11 protein-coding genes are annotated in these 14,989 nt (G+C 74.4%); 7 read left to right on the forward strand and 4 right to left on the reverse strand.

The window, feature by feature from the left end; translation table 11 throughout:
- Window positions 1-36: 36 nt before the first annotated feature.
- Window positions 37-1,683, reverse strand: a complete 1,647-nt coding sequence (locus JFN87_RS26620; protein WP_209343915.1) for a DUF5691 domain-containing protein — start codon at window positions 1,681-1,683, stop codon at window positions 37-39.
- A 70-nt stretch (window positions 1,684-1,753) separates the two neighbouring features.
- Window positions 1,754-3,133: an SWIM zinc finger family protein gene (locus JFN87_RS26625; RefSeq protein ID WP_245181756.1), complete on the reverse strand. Its 1,380-nt coding sequence runs from the start codon at window positions 3,131-3,133 to the stop codon at window positions 1,754-1,756.
- A 129-nt stretch (window positions 3,134-3,262) separates the two neighbouring features.
- Here JFN87_RS26625 and JFN87_RS26630 point away from each other — a divergent pair, with 129 nt between their 5' ends.
- The 5 genes from JFN87_RS26630 (at window position 3,263) to sucD (ending at window position 10,447) form a co-directional block, all read left to right on the forward strand.
- The gene (locus JFN87_RS26630; RefSeq protein ID WP_209343917.1) at window positions 3,263-4,387 is read left to right on the forward strand and encodes an ATP-binding protein; all 1,125 of its coding nucleotides are present in this window, start codon (window positions 3,263-3,265) and stop codon (window positions 4,385-4,387) included.
- The gene (locus tag JFN87_RS26635; RefSeq protein WP_245181772.1) at window positions 4,384-6,882 is read left to right on the forward strand and encodes a DUF5682 family protein; all 2,499 of its coding nucleotides are present in this window, start codon (window positions 4,384-4,386) and stop codon (window positions 6,880-6,882) included. The genes JFN87_RS26630 and JFN87_RS26635 overlap by 4 nt, the downstream gene beginning before the upstream one ends.
- A complete protein-coding gene (locus JFN87_RS26640; RefSeq protein WP_372449290.1) occupies window positions 6,879-8,099 on the forward strand; it encodes a VWA domain-containing protein in 1,221 nt (406 codons plus the stop codon). Before JFN87_RS26635 ends, JFN87_RS26640 begins: the two co-directional genes overlap by 4 nt.
- Window positions 8,100-8,361: 262 nt before the next feature.
- The gene (gene sucC, locus JFN87_RS26645; protein ID WP_209343920.1) at window positions 8,362-9,537 is read left to right on the forward strand and encodes an ADP-forming succinate--CoA ligase subunit beta; all 1,176 of its coding nucleotides are present in this window, start codon (window positions 8,362-8,364) and stop codon (window positions 9,535-9,537) included.
- Between the two features lie 25 nt (window positions 9,538-9,562).
- Window positions 9,563-10,447: a succinate--CoA ligase subunit alpha gene (gene sucD, locus JFN87_RS26650; RefSeq protein ID WP_209343921.1), complete on the forward strand. Its 885-nt coding sequence runs from the start codon at window positions 9,563-9,565 to the stop codon at window positions 10,445-10,447.
- Window positions 10,448-10,573: 126 nt separating this feature from the next.
- Here the strand turns inward: sucD and JFN87_RS26655 are convergent, their stop codons facing one another.
- Entirely contained in the window at window positions 10,574-11,659 is a 1,086-nt protein-coding gene (locus JFN87_RS26655; protein ID WP_209343924.1) for a saccharopine dehydrogenase NADP-binding domain-containing protein, read from the reverse strand.
- Between the two features lie 116 nt (window positions 11,660-11,775).
- Here JFN87_RS26655 and JFN87_RS26660 point away from each other — a divergent pair, with 116 nt between their 5' ends.
- A complete protein-coding gene (locus tag JFN87_RS26660; RefSeq protein WP_209343927.1) occupies window positions 11,776-12,354 on the forward strand; it encodes a TetR family transcriptional regulator in 579 nt (192 codons plus the stop codon).
- A gap of 21 nt (window positions 12,355-12,375) precedes the next feature.
- Here JFN87_RS26660 and JFN87_RS26665 read toward each other — a convergent pair whose 3' ends face one another.
- Complete coding sequence (locus JFN87_RS26665; RefSeq protein ID WP_209343929.1) at window positions 12,376-13,713, reverse strand: transcriptional regulator; 1,338 nt, start codon at window positions 13,711-13,713, stop codon at window positions 12,376-12,378.
- 117 nt (window positions 13,714-13,830) lie between these two features.
- On the opposite strand from JFN87_RS26665, the gene JFN87_RS26670 reads away from it, so the two are divergent.
- A partial coding sequence (locus JFN87_RS26670) for a cell division protein PerM (RefSeq protein WP_209343931.1) occupies window positions 13,831-14,989 on the forward strand: 1,159 nt, incomplete at its 3' end.

Below are 14,989 nucleotides of genomic sequence, written 5' to 3' on the forward strand. Positions count from 1 at the left end.
CCCGGTGGGCGGGTTGTCGGCGCCTCGGCGGGTCCGCTACGCCGCCAGTTCCTCTTGTATGAGGGCTCGTAGCCGCAGCGTCGCCACCAGTCTTCTGAACGCTTCCGACCAGTAGCCGCCCGCCCCCGGCGACGTGTCCTCCGTGTCCGCCGGTGTGGCCGTCAGCAGGTCGAGGCGGTCCGCCGCGTCCGGGGACAGGCAGCGTTCCGCCAGGCCCATTACCCCGCTGAAACTCCAGGGATAGCTGCCCGCCTCCCGTGCGATGTCGAGTGCGTCGACCACCGCGCCTCCCAGCGGCTCAGCCCACGGCACCGCGCACACCGCCAGCAGCTGGAACGCCTCCGACAGGCCGTCCGACGCGATGAACGACGCGACCCGGGCCGCCCGTTCCTCGCTCGGCAGGACCGCGAGCAGGCGTGCGCGGTCGGACAGCGTCGCGCCGGCCGTCAGCGCGCGCGCCCAGTCTGCGTCCCGCTGGGTGATCGCGGCCCTGCACCACGCCGCGTGCAGGTCGTCGCGCCAGTCGTCGCCCACGGGCAACGCGACGATCTCGGCGGGCGTGCGTCCCCCGAGGCGGCCAGGCCACACGTCGAGCGGCGCCGCCTCCACCAACTGGCTCAGCCACCACGACCGCTCGCCCCTGCCCGTGGGCGGTGTCGCCGTCACGCCGTCCCTGCGCATGTCCGCGTCGCACGCGTACGGGGCCTCCACCGCGATAGACGGCCGCGCCGCCAGCCGGTCGAGGGCGACGCAGGTCGTGGCCCGGTCCGCCATCCGGGCCGCGAGCGCGGAGTGCGGCAGCCCGGACAGCAGCTCGGCCGCCGTCGAGCGGACGTTGCGGCTGCGGTCGGACAGTGACGCCTCCAGGAAGGGCTCGTCCTCGTCGTGCAGCCCGGTGCGCAGCGTGTCGAGGAACATCAGCCTGTCCTCCGCACGCTCCGTCGCCCAGGTCGACTCCAGGAGGGCACGCCCCCGGGCCCCGTCCAGGGCCCGGAGCGCCGACAGCAGCGCCACCCGCTCGGCGAACAGCCCTTCGTCCCACAGCCGCCCGACCGCGCCCTCGTCGGTCAGGTCGGGCAGGGCGGCGCTGCCCGCGCCACCCCGCAGCGCGAACTTCCAGTCCGGGTTCCACCGCGCGAGCCACAGCCCGCGCGCCCCCGCGAACGTCAGCGCCTGCGGCCGCAGATCGGTCCGCGCCCGCGCGGCGTCGAGCAGCGCGGGCAGCGCGGCGGCGGGCGCCGCGTAGCCATGGGCGTTCGCCGCGGCCAGCCACTGCGGCAGCAGTTCCGCCAGATCCGGCGCCGTACCGCGCCGGTTCGACCCGGCGGACGGCGCCGCCCTGTCCGCGAGCAGCAGCGTGAGCCTGTGCGTGGCCGCCCCGGGAAGCGCGGGACGCCCGTCGAGCGGGGCGGGCTCCGGCAGATCGCCCTCGGCGGCGGGCCCCGGCACGAGCCCCGCCCTGCGCCGCACGGTGTGCAGCGCCGCCGCGTCCAGCAGGGCCATCGGTTCGTCCACGCCCGGGGCGAGGATCTCGGCGGGAGGTGTCCGCCGGTCGGTGCCCAGCAGCGCCGACGTGACCAGGTCCTTCCAGCGCGCCGCCGCCGGTCCGTTGCTGCCTTCCGCAAGGGCGGTTGCGGCCGCCTCCGCCACCACCCCGGCCGGCGCGCTCGCGGTCCGCGTCATCGTCGTCATCCTCGTTCCCCCAGTCGTCTCCGCCGTCCACATGCCCCGATGCCCTGCCTGCGGGCGCTCGTCAGACCAGCGCCACCATCGCCGCCGCCTCCGGCGACCACGCGGCCAGCGGCTCGAATCCGCGGTGCCCGCACTCGCCGAACACCGTGACCGGCCGCCCACCCGCCAGCGCGACCAGCTTCCAGAGCCCCGGCCGCTCCACCGACCCGTCCGTCAGCGGCAGCGCCGCCCCCTCCGACGCGTCCACCAGCCGCCAACCCGCCCCCTCCGACCCGGGCACGGGTATGACGCCGCTCAGCACCGCCGGCCACGCGTCGAGCCACGGGTCGTCACGCAGGGCCGCCCCGTACGCCTCCACCGCCGACGCCACACTCGCGCCCGGCGGCGGAGCGCCCATCGGCTCGGGCGCGCCGAACTGCTCGACCCAGGAAGCCCGCAGCTGCGCTGCTCCCGCGTGCGGCGCTATCCGTGCGTCCACCGCGAGGCCCAGTGGCAGCGCAAGCTCGGGGGCGCGGCCCGCGGCGCCGAAGGCGAGCAGGAGTGCGAACCTGCCGGTCCCACGGCCATGCAGCCAGATGCGGCGGGTCGTCAACTTGCCGTCGGACGTGTCGTACTGGGCGAGGACCGACCAGGCGTCCCTGATCTGCTCCCCAGCGGGCGCCGACGGCAGGCCGACGCGTGTGCGGACCGTCGTCGCCAGCGCCTCGGGCAGCGCCTCCACTCCCAGCCAGGCGCGGCTCAGCAGATGCAGGAGCGCCGCCTCCTCGAGCAGTCTGCCGGGCCAGCCGGGGCCCGAACCCGGTATCGCACCCAACTCCCTTGCCCGCGCCGCCAGGCCGGGCGCCTGCGCGTCGACCATGCGGGCCGCCGTCTCCTCCCACAGGCCGTACCCCTGCTGCTCCGCGCCCGCCGTGCCGCCCCGCAGCAGGTCGGCGAGGCGCTGCTCCAACTCGCCCACGCCCGCCGATATCCGCCCCGCCCGGCGCTCCGCCCTGTGCCGGGCCGCCTCCGGGTCCGCGGCCTTCGCCGATCCCGCGGCCGTACCCCCCGCTCCTTCCGCGCCGGCTTCCGCCGGCTTCTCGCGGGCCGCCCGCTTCCCCCGTGCGGTCAGCCACTCACCGGCCCACCCGGGCGGCTCCCCGCCGGCGGCGACCGAGGCCTCGCCCGACGCCCACAGGAGCAGCAGCCCCAGCGCGTGCTTGCACGGGAACTTCCGGCTCGGGCAACTGCACCGGTAGGCGGGGCCCGCCGTGTCGACCACCGTCCGGTACGGCTTGCCGCCGCTCCCCTTGCACAACCCCCACACGGCGCCCGCCGCGCCCGCGCCCGTCTCCGACCACGGGCCCGCCAGGCCGAGCTTGCCGCCGGCCTTGCGTGACGCATCGTCAGGAGCCAGCGCGAGCACCTGCTCCGCCGTCCAGCGCACCTCCGGATCAGTCATGGCCACAACGGTAGGCCGGGCCACTGACAATCACCCCCGCACATCGCCTGACCTGCACAGACGACTGACTGTCAGTGGCATGGTGCACCGTGGTCACCACATCCGGTCGACCGATCTGGAGGGGGAGTCATGACCGTGTCCCACACCCTGCCCGAAGCCCCGGCGAAGCCCGCCGACGCTGTTCTGCGCCCGCACGCCGAGGACGCGTTCGCGGCCGAGCTGGCGGCGCTCGCCGCGCAGGACGACAGGCCGAGGCCCGAGCGCTGGCGGCTGTCGCCCTGGGCCGTCTCCCTCTATCTGCTCGGCGGCACGCTCCCCGACGGCACGGTCATCTCGCCGAAGTACGTGGGGCCGCGCCGCATCGTCGAGGTCGCCGTCACGACGCTCGCCACCGACCGGGCGCTGCTGCTGCTCGGCGTGCCCGGCACGGCCAAGACCTGGGTGTCCGAGCACCTCGCCGCCGCCGTCAGCGGGGACTCCACCCTGCTCGTGCAGGGGACGGCGGGCACGCCGGAGGAGGCCATCCGCTACGGATGGAACTACGCGCAGCTGCTCGCGCACGGCCCGAGCCGTGCCGCGCTCGTGCCGAGCCCCGTCATGCGGGCCATGTCCGAGGGGCTCACGGCCCGGGTCGAGGAGCTGACGCGCATCCCGGCCGACGTGCAGGACTCGCTCATCACGACGCTGTCGGAGAAGACCCTGCCCATCCCCGAGCTCGGCGAGGAGGTGCAGGCCGTACGGGGGTTCAACCTCATCGCGACGGCCAACGACCGCGACCGCGGGGTCAACGAGCTGTCCAGCGCGCTGCGCAGGCGGTTCAACACCGTGGTGCTGCCGCTGCCCGCGACACCGGAAGCGGAGGTCGACATCGTCTCCCGGCGCGTCGACCAGCTCGGCCGCTCGCTCGGACTGCCCGTGGAGGCGGACGGCATGTCGGAGATACGACGCGTCGTCACCGTCTTCCGCGAACTGCGCGGCGGCAGCACGGCCGACGGGCGCACCAAACTCAAGTCGCCTTCAGGCACGCTCTCCACGGCCGAGGCCATCTCCGTCGTCACCAACGGCCTCGCGCTGGCCACCCACTTCGGCGACGGCGTGCTGCGGCCTGCCGATGTCGCCGCGGGCGTGCTCGGCGCCGTGGTCCGCGATCCCGCCGCCGACCGCGTCGTCTGGCAGGAGTACGTCGAGACCGTGGTCCGTGAGCGCGACGGCTGGAAGGACTTCTACCGTGCCTGCCGCGAGGTGAGCGCATGACCACGTCCCCCGCCGTGGCGGAACGGGCCGCGGCGGAACGGGCCGCGACGGCGGCGGCCGTCCGCGGGCCGCTGCTCCTCGGCGTGCGGCACCACGGCCCCGGATCCGCGCGCGGGGTACGCGCCGCGCTGGACGCGGCCGCCCCCGGCGTGGTGCTCATCGAGGGGCCGCCCGAGGCCGACGCGCTGGTGGCGCTCGCCGGCCACGAGTCGATGAGGCCGCCCGTCGCCCTCCTCGCGCACGCGGTGGACGATCCGGGGCAGGCCGCCTTCTGGCCGCTCGCCGCGTTCTCGCCCGAGTGGGTGGCCATCCGCTGGGCGCTCGGACACGGCGTGCCCGTCCGGTTCATCGACCTGCCCGCGGCGCACTCCCTGGCGATGGCGGCGCAGGAGAAAGCGGCGGACGCAGGGGAGGAGGAAGCCGGCCCCGCGGACGAGGCGGCCGGCGGCGAGGGCACGCACGAGGCGCCGGACGTCGAGCGCACGGACGGGCCGGCGGCAGAAGGGCTTCGCGTCGACCCCATCGCCGTACTCGCGGAGGCCGCCGGGTACGACGACCCCGAGCGCTGGTGGGAGGACGCGGTCGAGCACCGCGGCCGTGCGGAGGACCCGCTGGCGCCGTTCGCCGAGGTGGCCGAGGCCATGACCGCGCTGCGCGAGCGCTACGGGGACGGCGGACACCGGCGCGACCTCGTCCGCGAGGCCCATATGCGGCTGCGGCTGCGCGCCGCGAGCAAGGAGTTCGGCGAGTTCGCGGACGGCGGCGGTGTCGCGGTGGTCTGCGGCGCCTGGCACGTGCCCGCCCTGGCGAGCAAGGCGGCGGTGGCCGCCGACAAGGCGCTGCTCAAGGGGGTGCCCAAGGTCAAGGCCGAGCTGACGTGGGTGCCGTGGACGCACCGGCGGCTCGCCCGCACGAGCGGCTACGGTGCGGGGATCGACTCCCCGGGCTGGTACGGGCACCTCTTCGAGGCGCCCGACCGTCCCGTCGAGCGATGGCTGACGAAGGTCGCGGGCCTGCTCAGGCAGGAGGACAGGACGGTCTCCTCCGCACACGTCATCGAGGCGGTGCGGCTCGCCGAGGCGCTCGCCGTGATGCGCGGCCGCCCGCTCGCCGGCCTCACGGAGACGGTCGACGCGGCCAGGGCCGTGATGTGCGAGGGATCCGACGTCCCCCTCGCGCTGATCACCGACCGGCTGATCGTCGGGGACGCACTCGGCGAGGTACCGGACGACGCCCCGGCCGTGCCGCTCCAGCGCGATCTGACGCGCCGGCAGCGCGCCCTGCGGCTCAAGCCCGAGGCGCTGGAACGCGACCTCGACCTGGACCTGCGCAAGGAGAACGACGCGGCGCGCTCCACGCTGCTGCACCGGCTCGCGCTCCTCGGCATCGGCTGGGGCGAGCCCACGGCGGGGCGGGCCAACACCGGCACGTTCCGCGAGAGCTGGCGGCTGTGCTGGGAGCCCGAGCTCCGCGTCCGCGTCGCCGAGGCCGGCATCTGGGGGACGACGGTCCTCGCGGCCGCCACCGCGCGTGCCGAGTCGGCGGCCGTCTCCGCCACCGCGCTCGTCGAGGTGACGGGGCTGGCGGAGAAGTGCCTGCTCGCCGCCCTGCCCGACGCGCTGCCCGTCGTCATGCGGGCCCTCGCGGACCGGGCAGCGCTCGATGCGGACGTCGGCCATCTCGCTCAAGCCCTCCCCGCCCTGGCGCGCTACCTGCGGTACGGGGACGTGCGCGGCACGGACACGGCGGCCCTCGGCGAGGTGGCGCGCGCGCTCGCCGAGCGGGTCTGCGTCGGGCTGCCGCCGGCCTGCGCCGGGCTCGACGCCGACGGCGCGGAGGCGATGCGCGGGCACGTCGACGCGGTCCACACCGCGATCGGCCTCCTCCCGCCCGCCGGGGACGGCGAGGACTCCGGGGACGGCCAGGACGCCGGGGGCGGCGAGGGCGGCTTGCCCGGCCGCTGGGCCGCCGTGCTGACGAAGCTCGCCGGGCGCGAGAGCGTGCCGGGCGTCATACGCGGCCGCGCCGCCCGCCTCCTGCTGGACGGCGGCCGCCTCGCGGACGGCGAAGCCGCACGCCTGATGGGCCTCGCGCTCTCGCCCGGCACGCCCCCGGCGGACGCCGCGGCGTGGATCGGGGGCTTCGTCGGCGGCACGGCGGGCGGCGGCATGCTGCTCGTCCACGACGAGCACCTGCTGGCGCTGGTCGACACATGGCTCACGGGCATACCCGCCGCGGCCTTCCCGGACGTACTGCCGCTGCTGCGCCGCACGTTCTCGGCGTACGAGCCCGGTGTGCGCCGCACGCTCGGCGAGGTGGTGCGGCGCGGCCCCGGCGGGGGAGCGCGCCCGGCGGTGGAGTCCACCGTGCCCGGCTTCGCTCCGGGGATCGACGCGAAGCGTGCGGACGCGGTCGTCCCGCTGCTCACCCTCCTGCTGGGACGCGAGACGCCCGCGCCCCCCTCCAGCGACAGCCTCACCGGGGAGACCTCATGACCGGCCACAACGACAACGCCCCCGCGCGCACCGCCGCGCCCGACGAAGCGGCGGGACAGGAGCGGCTGCGGCGGTGGCGGATGGTGCTCGGCGGCGAGGCCGACGGCACCGGCTGCGGGCTCAGCGGCAGGGACGCCGCCATGGACGGTGCGCTCGCCGCCCTCTACGGGGGTGGAGGCGGCAGCGCACGCCCCGCGCGCGGCGGACGGTCAGCGGGACTCGGCGCCTCCGCGCCGTCCGTCGCCCGCTGGCTCGGCGACATCCGTACGTACTTCCCCAGCACCGTCGTCCAGCTCATGCAGCGCGACGCCATCGACCGGCTCGGTCTTTCCGCGCTGCTGCTCGAACCCGAGATGCTGGAGGCCGTCGAGGCCGACGTGCACCTCGTCGGCACGCTGCTCTCGCTGAACAAGGCCATGCCGGAGACCACGAGGGAGACGGCGCGCGCCGTCGTGCGCAAGGTCGTCGAGGACATCGAGAAGCGCCTCGCGACCCGCACCCGCGCCACGGTCGGCGGGGCTCTCGACCGCTCGGCGCGCGTCAGCCGCCCCCGCCACCGCGACATCGACTGGGACCGCACGATCCGGGCCAACCTCAAGAACTACCTGCCCGAGTTCGGGACGGTCGTGCCCGAGCGGCTCGTCGGCTACGGCAGGGCGGGCCAGTCCGTGAAGAAGGAGGTCGTCCTCTGCATCGACCAGTCCGGGTCCATGGCCGCGTCCGTCGTCTACGCGTCCGTCTTCGGGGCCGTCCTCGCCTCGATGCGGTCGCTGTCCACCCGTCTTGTCGTCTTCGACACCGCCGTCGTCGACCTCACCGACCAGCTGGACGACCCGGTCGACGTCCTGTTCGGCACCCAGCTCGGCGGCGGCACGGACATCAACCGCGCGCTCGCCTACTGCCAGTCCCGCATCACCCGCCCCGCCGACACCGTCGTCGTCCTCATCAGCGACCTGTACGAGGGAGGCATACGGGACGGGATGCTGAAGCGGGTCGCGGCGATGAAGGCGTCCGGGGTCCAGTTCGTGGCGCTGCTCGCGCTGTCCGACGAGGGCGCCCCCGCCTACGACCGCGAACACGCGGCGGCGCTCGCCGCGCTGGGCGCCCCGGCCTTCGCCTGCACGCCCGACCTGTTCCCCGAGGTGATGGCCGCGGCCGTGGAGAAACGCCCGATACCGGTGCCCGACGACGTGGCGGTTGTGGCGCCGGGCCGGTGAGGCGAGGTGACACGGCACGCGGCCCGCACACGCGCTCTGTGACAGGTATCACCGCTCATCTGTGACCCGCGATTTAGGGCGCGCCCGTTCACGGCGATAACCTGCCAGGCGGACATGCCGCGTTCCGGACCCCGTGTACGCCTCCCTCAGTGACAGCGCAGTCACGTTGCCCTTCGCGGCACGCCCACGCAGATCACTAGCAGATCATCGCAACCCGCGATCACAGGCTGCGGTTTCGAGAAGAGACAAGGGACGGACACGCGTGGACCTGTTCGAGTACCAGGCGAGGGACCTCTTCGCCAAGCACGGTGTACCGGTGCTGGCCGGTGAAGTCATCGACACGCCTGAGGCGGCCCGCGACGTGACCGAGCGCCTCGGCGGCAAGGCCGTCGTCAAGGCCCAGGTCAAGGTCGGCGGCCGTGGCAAGGCCGGTGGCGTCAAGCTGGCCTCCGACCCGGCGGACGCCGTGGCGAAGGCCGGTCAGATTCTGGGCATGGACATCAAGGGCCACACGGTCCACAAGGTGATGCTGGCGCAGACCGCCGACATCGCCGAGGAGTACTACGTCTCCTTCCTGCTCGACCGCACCAACCGCACCTTCCTCGCCATGGCGTCCGTCCAGGGCGGCGTGGAGATCGAGGTCGTCGCCGAGGAGAACCCCGAGGCCCTGGCCCGCATCCCCGTCGACGCCAACGAGGGCTGCACGCCCGAGAAGGCGCGGGAGATCGTGGAGGCCGCGAAGTTCCCGGCCGACGTCGCCGACCAGATCGCCGAGGCCCTGCAGAAGCTGTGGACCGTCTTCATCAAGGAAGACGCCCTGCTCGTCGAGGTGAACCCGCTGGTCAAGTCCGGTGAGGGCAAGATCATCGCGCTGGACGGCAAGGTCTCCCTCGACGAGAACGCGGACTTCCGCCAGCCCGAGCACGAGGCCCTCGAGGACAAGGCCGCCGCGAACCCGCTGGAGGCCGCGGCCAAGGCCAAGAACCTCAACTACGTCAAGCTCGACGGCCAGGTCGGCATCATCGGCAACGGCGCGGGCCTCGTCATGTCGACGCTCGACGTCGTCGCGTACGCCGGTGAGAAGCACGGCGGCGTGAAGCCGGCCAACTTCCTCGACATCGGCGGCGGCGCCTCCGCCCAGGTGATGGCGAACGGCCTGGAGATCATCCTCGGCGACCCGGACGTCCGCTCCGTGTTCGTCAACGTCTTCGGCGGCATCACCGCCTGCGACGAGGTCGCCAACGGCATCGTGCAGGCCCTGGAGCTGCTGAAGTCCAAGGGCGAGAACGTGACGAAGCCGCTGGTCGTGCGCCTCGACGGCAACAACGCGGAGCTGGGTCGCAAGATCCTCTCCGACGCCAACCACCCGCTCGTGCAGCGCGTGGACACCATGGACGGCGCGGCCGACAAGGCCGCCGAGCTGGCCGCGGCCAAGTAAGAAAAGGACGAGGGAAAACCACACCATGGCTATCTTCCTGAACAAGGAAAGCAAGGTCATCGTCCAGGGCATGACCGGCTCGACCGGCATGAAGCACACCAAGCTCATGCTCGCCGACGGCACCAACATCGTCGGCGGCGTGAACCCGCGCAAGGCCGGCACGTCCGTGGACTTCGATGGCACGTCTGTCCCCGTGTTCGGCACGGTCGCCGACGCGATGAAGGAGACGGGCGCCGACGTCAGCGTCGTCTTCGTGCCGCCGGCCTTCGCGAAGGCCGCCGTCGTCGAGGCGATCGACGCGGAGATCGGTCTCGCCGTCGTCATCACCGAGGGCATCGCCGTGCACGACTCGGCCGCCTTCTGGGCGTACGCGTCGAGCAAGGGCAACAAGACCCGCATCATCGGCCCGAACTGCCCCGGCCTGATCACGCCCGGCCAGTCCAACGCGGGCATCATCCCCGGTGACATCACCAAGCCGGGCCGCATCGGCCTCGTCTCGAAGTCCGGCACGCTGACGTACCAGATGATGTACGAGCTGCGCGACATCGGCTTCTCGTCCGCCGTCGGCATCGGTGGCGACCCGGTCATCGGCACCACGCACATCGACGCGCTCAAGGCGTTCGAGGCCGACCCCGAGACCGACCTGATCGTCATGATCGGCGAGATCGGCGGCGACGCCGAGGAGCGTGCGGCCGACTACATCAAGGCCCACGTCTCCAAGCCGGTCGTCGGCTACGTGGCGGGCTTCACCGCGCCCGAGGGCAAGACCATGGGCCACGCCGGCGCCATCGTCTCCGGCTCCTCCGGCACGGCCGCCGCGAAGAAGGAGGCCCTGGAGGCCGCGGGCGTCAAGGTCGGCAAGACGCCCACCGAGACCGCGCAGCTGGCCCGCGAGATCCTCGCCGGCTGACCTCCGCGGCAGCGGCCGATGGCCGCGCGCCGTGTACGCACGCAGTGGGCCCGTTCCCCGTGAGGGAGCGGGCCCACCGCGCTGTCCGGCCGACGTGACGTCGAGGCGGCGGCTCGAACGGCGGTCTCAGTCGAGGACGAAGGTGCCTCCGGCCGCCACCGCGAGGTCCGCGCCGAGCGCCGCCGCCGGCGTGTGGGCACCCGGCTTGCCCTCGCCGCGTATGAGCCGCGCGGCGGTCTCCGTCGCGACGTCCGCGGTGTAGTCCATGCCGTCGTCGGCGCGCAGCCAGCCTTCGCGGCTGGTGCCGTCGGGCCATTCGACGACGGCGTGCCCCCAGGAGTGCGCGCGGGGGCGCGGCGCGCTCTTGACCTGGATGCCGGCGAGCCGCCCGACGGCGAAACCCCGGATCGCCGGCACCGACAGCAGCGCCCCGACGAGCGGGAGCACGGCCCGCACGGCGGCACCGGTCGGCGCGAGCGATGAGGTGGCGGCCACCGACGGCGCCCCGCTGGCGGCCCGTGCGGCGCGCAACTCACCGGAAGGCACCTCCGCACAAGCGGCGGTCTGACCATCGGGCAGGGTCAGCTGCCGCGGGTTCGCCGCGAGCCGGGTCCTCACGAGCCGGCCGTCCTCGTAGCGTCGCCCGCCGGTGGTGAACACATCGACGACGGATGCGGCGAGCGCGGCGCCCATCGCGCCGCCCTCGTTGGCCACCGAGGCGAGGGCGTCCACGCGCACGCGGCGCGGCGCCGGGCGGCCCTCGCACAGCTTCGCCACGACCGCCTCCGTCGCCAGCACGCCGAAACCGGCGCCTGTGACCAGCGTGCTTCCCGCCTCGGCGGCCTCGTGGTGCAGGGCGAACAGCCCGTCCATGGCGGCCAGGTCGTTGGCCAGGTCGACGTAGTGGCCGCCCGGCATGCAGGCGCGGGCGATGAGCGGCGCCGTCGCGGCGTAATCGCCGATCGTGTTGACGACGACGCCCGGCCGCTGCCGCGCGATCTCGGCGGTGATCCGTTCCGCCGTGCCGGCCACGACCACACGCGCGTCCGCGCCGAGGCCCAGGTCGGCCGCGGCCTCGGCGAGACGGTCGTGATCGCGTCCGACGAGCACCGGGGCCACCCCGCGCGCTGCCAGGCGCCTGGCCACGGCGCGCCCGATGCGCCCTGTGCCGCCGAGGATCCAGACCTCGCCGGTCCGTCCGTTTCCCGTCATGAGACCTCCGCTCCGCCCGCCCTCGCAAGGACGGCCATCCAAGTGATGGCACTGTGTGTCATAAGGAGAGGCTAGCACTGACGACACAGTGAGACATCGCTTGTTATCGTCGGTGCATGGCGAGATGGGATCCCGGCGCGGAAGAGCGCCTCAAGAAGGCCGCCCTTGAGCTGTTCACGGAGCACGGCTACGACAACGTCACCGTGACGCGGATCGCCGAGCGCGCGGGCCTCACCCGCCGCTCGTTCTTCCGCTACTTCCCCGACAAGCGGGAAGTGCTGTTCGCCGGCTCCGAGCAGCTGCCTCCGGCCGTGGCCAGTGCGGTCCTCGCCGTCGCTCCCGGCGTCGCGCCGCTCGACGCGGTGCTCGACGCCCTCACGAGCGTCGGCACGCGACTCGCGGAGCGCGTCGACGGTGGGCGGACGCGCCGGGCCGTGATCGCCGCCAGCGCCGAGCTGCGGGAGCGCGAGCGGACGAAGTTCGCGGCGGTCACGGCCGCGATCCGCGACGCACTCGTGCGACGCGGGACCGATCCCGACACGGCCGCGCTGCTGGCGCGGACGGCCACGGTCGCCTTCCGCCACGCCTTCGAGCGGTGGACTGAATCGGACGGCCGGACGAGCTTCGCCGAGTGCGTCGACGCCGTCGTCGCGACACTCCGGGACGCATTCACCACGCGCGCCCGCGCCGACTGACGTGCAGGGCCGAGGCCGCCGTCACGGCAGCCGTGGTGTCAGGCGCTCCGGACCGTTCAGCGGCGCCGTGTCCAGGGCGTCACGCAGCTTCTTGTCCTTCGGCGTCAACGCGGGCGGGGCGCCGGGCACCGGAACGCCCGTCACTCGTTGCGGTGGTGCCTCCGGCGATTCGTACTTCCTCGGCGCGGTGTGGAACGTGTACGCCGTCGCGCCCACGATGAGCGCCGTGACGACGATGGCGGCACGCGTCCACAGCTTCACCCGCCGCTCGCCGCTTTTGCGCACCACGGGTGCGGGGGCCATCGGGGGCACCGGCACCGAACGGGTCAGCGCGTCGAGCCGGTCGTGCAGCAGGCCCGGGTCCGCGAGCTCGGGCAGGTGCTCGACGATGGCCTCGCGCGCGTGCAGCACCCGGTTGCCGGTGGCCGGCGTGCTGGCCTGCGACTCCGCGGCCGCGTCGGGCAGATCGAGCCCGAGGCCGTCGTAGAGGAGCGCCGCGCGCCGGTAGGTGGGCGGGAGTTCGAGCAGCGTCTCGCGCAGCGTGCGCCCGCCGGGCACCGGGACGGGCGCGATGGCGGGCACGGGCTGCGCGACGCCCGCGGAGCGCAGGGGCCGCATGCGGTGCCACGGCGAGAGCGCGTACTCGTGCACGGCCGCACGCACCCAGCTCGCCGGGTCCCGGTCCACGGCCACCTCGGGCCAGTGCCGCCACGCACGCTGGAAGGCGCGTTCGACGGACTCGCGCGCCAGTGCGCGCCGGCCGGTGAGCAGGTAGGCCTGCCGGACGAGGGCGGGCGAGGCGTAGGCGTACAGCGCGTCGAACGCCTGCTCGGGGGTGAGGGGGGCCGACGAATCCGAGGTGTCCGACGTGTCCTGCGAGTCCGGCGCGTCCGGCGAGTCCGGCGAGTTCGGCACCGCGCCGTGCGGCCGTTCGGTGTTGCCCTCCGGCGCGTCACGGCCCTCCGGCGCGTCGGTGGGCTGCTGCTGCTGCTGCTCGCCGCCGCCCCGTTTTCCGTCCGCGCTGCCGTCGATTGCGCCGACCGGGTGCTCGTCAGCTGAAAGGCCGGCCTCAGCGGCCTCCTCGGCCGCCTGCACCGCGGCGTCCTCCTCGGCGAAGACCGCGAGCATCCTGAGGTACTGCTCGCCCTTGCGCCCGCGCGGCTGCGCGCGGCCGGTCTCCCACCCCCTCACCGTCGCCTGGGTGACGCGCACCGCCGCCGCCAGCTGCTTCACGGTCATGGGCTTCGCCTCGCGCAGCCGCCTGCGCTCCTCCGGCGGAGGCGTCGGCGGCAGCGACGGCATGGGGGGCACGGGGGGCGTGCCGGGGCTCGGGGTGCTTCGGGTGGTGCTCTGCGTCATCGGGGAGTCTCCGCAGCACTGGACCGGTCGGAAAAGCACATAACCGAATAATGATCGACATGTCGAGCATTCGCCCGTTACGTGACCTGAGTGCGTGTCGCGGGCAGCATGGCGGGCGTGACCCAAGTGACCGAACGCGGAGAGTCGTTGTCGTCCGCGTCTGCCCTGGAGCGCGGCAGGGCCGCCGCGCTCACCGCCTCCTTCCTCCGTGGCTCCATCGCCGCATGCCTCGGACTCGGCACGGTCTCCGTGCTGGTCATGGCCTTGTGGATCAGCTCGCCCTACCCGGACAGCAGCGCGAGCGGCGCCCTCCACGTGGCCTTCGCGCTGTGGTTGCTCGCCCACGGAGTCGACCTCGTGAGGCCGGGCACGCTCGGGGGCACGCCCGCCCCGGTCGGCACCGTCCCGCTGCTGCTCACCGCCGTCCCCTGCTACCTCGCCCACCGCGCCGCGCGCGACGCGCTCGAACCGCAGCAGGGCAGGCCGCAGCTGACCGCGATCGGCGCCGTCGCGACCGTGAGCGGCGGCTACCTGCTGGTCGCCGCGTGTGCCACCTGGTACGCGCAGGGCGGTGCGTTCACCGCGTCCCCGCTGCGTGCCGCGATCTTTCTGCCGCTCGTCGTGGTCGCCGCGACGAGCGTGGGCGCATGGACGGGCACGGGCAGGCCCCCGCTGCCGCTGCCGCGCCGGCTGCCCGTCAGCGCGCGTGCCTGGTGCGGGCGCACGCTCTGGTCGGTGGGCGCACGCCGGCTCACCGGCCTCGCGCTGCGCGCGGGCGCCGCGTCCGTCGCCGTGCTGCTCGGCGGCGGGGCGGTGCTGGTCGCGGTCTCGCTGATCTGGCACGTCCAGGAGGCCGAGACGTCCTTCCTGCGGCTGTCCGTCGTGTGGTCGGGGCGGTTCGCGGTCATGCTGCTCGGCCTCGTGCTCGTACCGAACGCGGCGGTGTGGGGCGCGTCGTACGGCCTCGGGCCCGGCTTCGCCCTGAGCACGACGGCGACGGTGGGGCCGCTGAGCGGCGCGGGCGCGACGAGCCTGCCGTCGTTCCCGCTGCTGGCCGCCGTCCCCCAGTCGGCGGGCGGCTGGCCGCACTGGTCGGCGGCCGCGGTGCCCGTGGCGGCGGCGCTGACGGGCGGCTGGCTCACCGTACGCAAGGCCGCGCCCGCGTACGTGGACCGCTCCCAGGCGTGGAGCGCGGGCGGCACGGCGCTGGCGGCGGCACTGAGCGCGGTGGTGGCCGGCGGGCTCACTGCGCTGCTCGCGGCGGCCGCGGGCGGCC

The organism is Streptomyces montanisoli (assembly GCF_017813245.1).
Taxonomy (GTDB): domain Bacteria; phylum Actinomycetota; class Actinomycetes; order Streptomycetales; family Streptomycetaceae; genus Streptomyces; species Streptomyces montanisoli.

Bases quoted from the DNA above. Each gene is read 5' to 3' on its own strand.
- JFN87_RS26625 (WP_245181756.1), bottom strand. From the start codon at position 3,133: ATGACTGATCCGGAGGTGCGCTGGACGGCGGAGCAGGTGCTCGCGCTG.
- JFN87_RS26655 (WP_209343924.1), bottom strand. From the start codon at position 11,659: ATGACGGGAAACGGACGGACCGGCGAGGTCTGGATCCTCGGCGGCACA.
- JFN87_RS26630 (WP_209343917.1), top strand. From the start codon at position 3,263: ATGACCGTGTCCCACACCCTGCCCGAAGCCCCGGCGAAGCCCGCCGAC.
- JFN87_RS26660 (WP_209343927.1), top strand. From the start codon at position 11,776: ATGGCGAGATGGGATCCCGGCGCGGAAGAGCGCCTCAAGAAGGCCGCC.
- JFN87_RS26640 (WP_372449290.1), top strand. From the start codon at position 6,879: ATGACCGGCCACAACGACAACGCCCCCGCGCGCACCGCCGCGCCCGAC.
- sucD (WP_209343921.1), top strand. From the start codon at position 9,563: ATGGCTATCTTCCTGAACAAGGAAAGCAAGGTCATCGTCCAGGGCATG.
- JFN87_RS26620 (WP_209343915.1), bottom strand. From the start codon at position 1,683: ATGACGCGGACCGCGAGCGCGCCGGCCGGGGTGGTGGCGGAGGCGGCC.
- JFN87_RS26635 (WP_245181772.1), top strand. From the start codon at position 4,384: ATGACCACGTCCCCCGCCGTGGCGGAACGGGCCGCGGCGGAACGGGCC.
- JFN87_RS26665 (WP_209343929.1), bottom strand. From the start codon at position 13,713: ATGACGCAGAGCACCACCCGAAGCACCCCGAGCCCCGGCACGCCCCCC.